This is a genomic window from Zongyangia sp., from assembly GCF_965361945.1.
Genome location: NZ_CBDTOK010000152.1, coordinates 1 through 4,898, shown reverse-complemented (window position 1 = coordinate 4,898; position 4,898 = coordinate 1). Strand labels below are relative to the sequence as shown.

At 46.7% G+C, this 4,898-nt stretch carries 4 protein-coding genes, 1 tRNA gene and 2 pseudogenes; 6 read left to right on the top strand and 1 reads right to left on the bottom strand.

Annotation, left to right across the window (positions count from 1 at the left end):
* The 6 genes and pseudogenes from ACZ25G_RS09600 to ACZ25G_RS09575 form a co-directional block, all read left to right on the top strand.
* Positions 1–313: pseudogene (locus tag ACZ25G_RS09600) on the top strand (gfo/Idh/MocA family oxidoreductase); the annotation flags it as partial.
* A gap of 16 nt (positions 314–329) precedes the next feature.
* Positions 330–1,385 (top strand): Gfo/Idh/MocA family protein, encoded by a 1,056-nt coding sequence (locus ACZ25G_RS09595; protein ID WP_463682299.1) that lies wholly within the window; start codon positions 330–332, stop codon positions 1,383–1,385.
* An 80-nt stretch (positions 1,386–1,465) separates the two neighbouring features.
* The gene (locus ACZ25G_RS09590; protein ID WP_342681177.1) at positions 1,466–2,107 is read left to right on the top strand and encodes an ABC transporter permease; all 642 of its coding nucleotides are present in this window, start codon (positions 1,466–1,468) and stop codon (positions 2,105–2,107) included.
* Positions 2,108–2,124: 17 nt separating this feature from the next.
* Positions 2,125–3,018: a glycine betaine ABC transporter substrate-binding protein gene (locus ACZ25G_RS09585; protein WP_463682298.1), complete on the top strand. Its 894-nt coding sequence runs from the start codon at positions 2,125–2,127 to the stop codon at positions 3,016–3,018.
* Positions 3,019–3,038: 20 nt separating this feature from the next.
* Positions 3,039–3,989, top strand: a complete 951-nt coding sequence (locus ACZ25G_RS09580) for an ATP-binding cassette domain-containing protein (RefSeq protein ID WP_463682297.1) — start codon at positions 3,039–3,041, stop codon at positions 3,987–3,989.
* Positions 3,986–4,576: pseudogene (locus tag ACZ25G_RS09575) on the top strand (ABC transporter permease); the annotation flags it as partial. The gene ACZ25G_RS09580 and the pseudogene ACZ25G_RS09575, both read left to right, overlap by 4 nt.
* Positions 4,577–4,812: 236 nt before the next feature.
* Here the strand turns inward: ACZ25G_RS09575 and ACZ25G_RS09570 are convergent.
* Positions 4,813–4,888 (bottom strand) — tRNA-Ala (locus ACZ25G_RS09570).
* Positions 4,889–4,898: the final 10 nt, after the last annotated feature.

Genomic DNA, 4,898 nt, shown 5'->3' with positions numbered 1-4,898 from the left:
CCCTGTAGTTTATAGCGGTATTGAAGATGCCCAGCGGGTCATAGTGCCAGATACAGATCATCTCCTGCCCCCGGAAATCGCAAAGTATGCGCTGCGCAACCAGATCATTGATAAGGACCACGTCTCCTTTGTGCAGGGCGCGGGCCATGGCGGTTCCCACCCCCATTTGGTACAGGAATTTGTTTCTGCCATCCTAGAAGGGCGTCACGCAAAGGTAGATGCAGCTACAGCTGCCAACTGGACCTTGGCCGGAATTTTATCCCATCAGTCCGCCATGGAGGGCGGGAAAGAGATCGTCTTGCCACAATTCTAAATAAGGAGGCTACGCTATGCCATTACAACAAGATTTTTTTGATACAAGCTGGAGCATGGAGCATAAAGATTGGGCGCCTGTTAAGCTTGGCTTTATCGGCGCTGGGGAAATGGCCGAATTTGCCGTGTTACCCACTTTATACATTACAGAATTTGATTTAAAAGCGATCTGCGATCTGGACGAAAAACGCGCAAAGCTCATGGCCGACAAATTCTGTGGTGGGAACTATTATACTGACTATCAGGAAATGTTTGAAAAAGAGGATCTAGAGGCTGTCAGCATCCAGTTACAACCCGGTGAGGCTCGCCAACGCATTGCCATCCAAGCCATGGAACGGGGGTTGGACGTATTCATGCCCAAGCCTCCCACCCGGACCTATGCGGAAGCACAGCAGTTAGCAGAAGTTGCCCAGCGGACAGATCGAAGGCTCATGGTCAATTTTGAATCTCGGTTTAGTTATGCTGTGCGGATGGCCAAAAAGATCATGTCCCGCCCGGAGTTCGGAAAGTTGACCCAGGGTTCTTTTTCCTTCTGTACCGGGACATACAAAGACCGCATTTCTTATCGCCATGGTAGTCCTTATAAGGACACAGTCCATGCCTATCTGTTAGATTTCACTCCTCATCATCTTGATTTGGCCCGTTATCTGTGCGGTGAGGTAAAACAGATGGCACTCTTCCACAACGAGTGGGAGGGGGAAAGCACCAACGCCGTAGCGCTTCAGTTCGCATCAGGTGCTGTTGGAACTCTGCAACTTAACAGCAACCGAATCTGGTGGCGCAACTACGATCATATTGAACTGACCGGGCAGGGAGAATATGCGGTACTGGAAAGCCTCTGGAATATTAAACATTATACCTTAGGACAAAATACATTTACAGAAAATTATCGTGATGAACGCAGTGTAGAACTTACCGGAGACGGCTTTGCCATACGGGAATTTGTCGCATCCATCCGAGAAAACCGGCAACCTATCGCCAATATCGCCGACTGCGCCAAGACCATGGAGCTATATCAGGCGATTTATGATGCGGTTTGTGAAGGACGGGATGGAATAATTCTACAAAAATAATTTTATTCATAGTCTATTTCAGGTGAACGGAGTATTCCGTTCACCTGAACGTGCTTATCAAAGGATGGGAGGAGAGGCTTATGCTTCAGGACATCATCGCCTATTTGGGAGAACATTGGGGAGAATTTGGAGATGCGGTGATCCGTCACATACTTTTGAGCGTCACTTCTCTGGCCGCAGCTTGTCTTATTGCTATCCCTTTGGGAATTCTCTGTGCAAAAAAGAAGCGGCTTTGTGGGCCACTTATCTCCATTTTAACTATATTACGTGTCATTCCCAGCATCGGCCTGCTGATTTTAATTCTGCCCTTGGTTGAAACCGGATTTACATCCACCTGTTTTGCCCTAACGGTGTTGGCATTGCCCATGATTAGCATCCACACCTATGGTGGTTACAGTGAAATTTCTCCATCCATCTTGGAAGCGGCAGAGGGGATGGGCTTGTCAAAAGGCCAGGTATTCCGCAAAATCGAGACGCCGCTCGCCCTTCCCCAAATCTTCACCGGTATCCGCAGTGCTTCGGTGGACATTATTTCCAGTGCTACTGTGGCTGCTCTCATGGGCTCAGGTGGACTTGGGCAATATGTATTTGTTGGAATGCAGATCAATAGTTACACCCAGCTTTTGATTGGCGGCATTAGTGTTGCCGCGATTGCACTGGTCAATGAAGTGATCCTATGGTTTCTCCAAAAAGAATCCATCGGGAATCGTTTACATGGATAAAAGGAGGGATTTTCCCTATGAAGCATAGAAGAAAATGGGTGGCAATCCTGCTTGCCGCTATGATGGTAATGACCTGTTTTCCCTCATGTTCCGGCAATCAGAATGTAATACAGGTCGGCTCCAAAGATTTCACCGAGTCGTTTTTAATGGCCGAACTTTACAGCCTTGCTTTGGAAGATCACGGTTTCACAGTGGACCGCCGCTTTAATCTAGGCGGCAGTCCGGTGGCGCAAGCCGCTCTAGAAAAAGGGGATATTGATGTATATCCTGAATACACTGGGACGGCACTGCTTCAAATTCTGAACCTTCCTATTGACACCGATCCCCAAAAGGTTTATGAAACGGTAAAAGAAGAATATAAAACACGCTTTGGTCTTACCTGGCTTAACTACACCCAAGCCAGCAATTCTCAGGGGCTAGCGATGACCAAGGAGGCCTCTGAAAAGTACGGCATAAAAACCATTTCCGACCTACAGAAAAACGCCTCTGAGATCCGCTTTGCTTCTACCACTGCCTTTGCCGAAATTGCAGACGGCCTTCCCCTGCTGGAGGAACATTATGGCGAATTTAATTTTAAAGAAACCCGAGTATTTGATGTTTCCTTAAAATATCAGGTTCTTCTCAACGGGGAAATGGATCTAACTGTGGCGTTTCTGACAGATGGGCAGCTGGCCGATGACCGCTTTGTCGTCCTGGAAGACGACAAGCATGTGTGGCCTCCCTATAATATCGCCCCCATTGTGCGGGATGAAGCATTAGAACAGTATCCAGAAATTGAGGAGATTCTCAATAATGTATCCCAAGCTCTGGACAACGAAACCATGCGTTCCCTCAATTCCCAGGTGGATATCGAACAAAAAGACTATGAAGCGGTAGCAAGGGAATTTTACGAAAGTCATATCAAAGAATAACGTGCAAGGGGGCGAAAGCAATGCAGCCATTTATTGAGTTTCAGCATGTGCGAAAGCAATATGAAAAAGCCGCAAATCCGATCATTGAGGATCTCAGCTTTACCGTGAAAAAACATGATTTTGTTACCGTTCTGGGAAGCTCCGGATCCGGAAAGACCACCATTCTGAAAATGATCAACCGGTTAATTGAACCAACAGATGGGAAGATTTTGCTGGATGGGCAGGATATCATGAAAGCGGAAGTAAATGCACTGCGGCGCAGAATCGGATATGTAATTCAACAGATCGGATTGTTTCCCCACCTGACAGCTAAGGAGAATATCGCCCTGCTTCCCCGCTGCCTAAAACAGGATAAAGATCAAACAGACAAAAGGGTTGATGAGCTTCTCTCCCTGGTCCAGTTGGAGCCCAAAATTTTCAGAGATCGGTATCCCCGCCAGCTTTCCGGCGGACAGCAGCAGCGAGTTGGTATTGCAAGAGCACTCATCAACCATCCGGATCTTCTCCTCTTTGATGAACCCTTTGGCGCCCTGGATGTCAACACCCGCAGCCAGCTTCAGAAAGAAATTCTTGAGATTCACCGTCAACTGGGGACCACTGTCCTTTTTGTCACCCACGATCTTCAGGAAGCTTTTTCCCTGGGGGATAAAGTTATGATCGTAGAAAAAGGAAAAATTCAACGGTATGATACTCCCCCAAAAATCCTTCTCGATTCATCCACCAATACCGTTGGTACCTTTGCATTTGGGAGTACAGTACAGCGAATGATGATGCTCAAGCCCCTGGACATTGCAGATTCCTTTGTCTCCGGAGACAAAGGTCCTTCCCTTGCTGTCGAAGGAATTACCATGGATCACATTATCTCCATTTTTATCCAGCAAGAGGATGTTTCAACCATCATCCTGACACAAGACGGACTTCCCACATACACCATCCGACGGTCCAAAATATTGGGAGGGGAGAAACCATGATCTCCTTTATTAGCATCTATTATCAGCGGGTGCTCAACATGCTGTTGGAGCATTTTCTTCTGGTGTTTCTCAGTGTATTGATTTCCTTTCTGTTGGCCATTGGAATCAGCGCTTTGATCCGAAAACGCAAAAAAATAACAGCGGCTGTATTGATCCTTTTCATTGCAATCTATTGCATTCCTAGCCTGGCACTTTTTTCTTTTCTCATTCCACTGCTTGGTCTTGGCAAGGTAACGGCTGTGACTGCATTAATTCTTTACAACCAGGCATACCTGATCCGCAGTATCCTGTCCGGTTTTGATTCCATTTCTCCCTCTGTCCGTGAAATTTCCCACAGTATGGGGCTTGGGAGATTCTATTCCCTTTGGTATGTAGAGATTCCTTTGGCTCTCCCTCTGATTCTCAACGGGCTGAAGGTTGCCACAGTATCTACATCAGGTATCGCTGTGATCGCCTCACTTGTGGATGCCGGTGGGCTTGGTGTACTGCTGTTCGAAGGAATGCGCACTCACAACTTTGTCAAAATCGTCTGGGGCATTCTTCTCATTGCATCTTTTACTTTGTTTCTCAACTGGATCTTAGGTCGTTGGGAACAGCGTGCAAGTGAAAATGCAAAAGGCTATGCAAAAAAAATGACACCAAACGCCGGTAAGTTATCTCGTAAAAAGCATGTCTATTATGAAGGCCTGCGAAATATTATAAACATCTCTAATTCGATATGTAATAGGATACGTAATAGAAATCTTTTCTCTATTTTCCACTCTTTTTTCACAAAAAAGAAAGACCGAGAAACGGCTTATCTTCGCCATTTCTCGGTCTTTTTTGGTGGAGACGATCGGGATCGAACCGACTACCTCTTGAATGCCATTCAAGCGCTCTCCCAGGTGAGCTACGCCCCCAAGCGACATA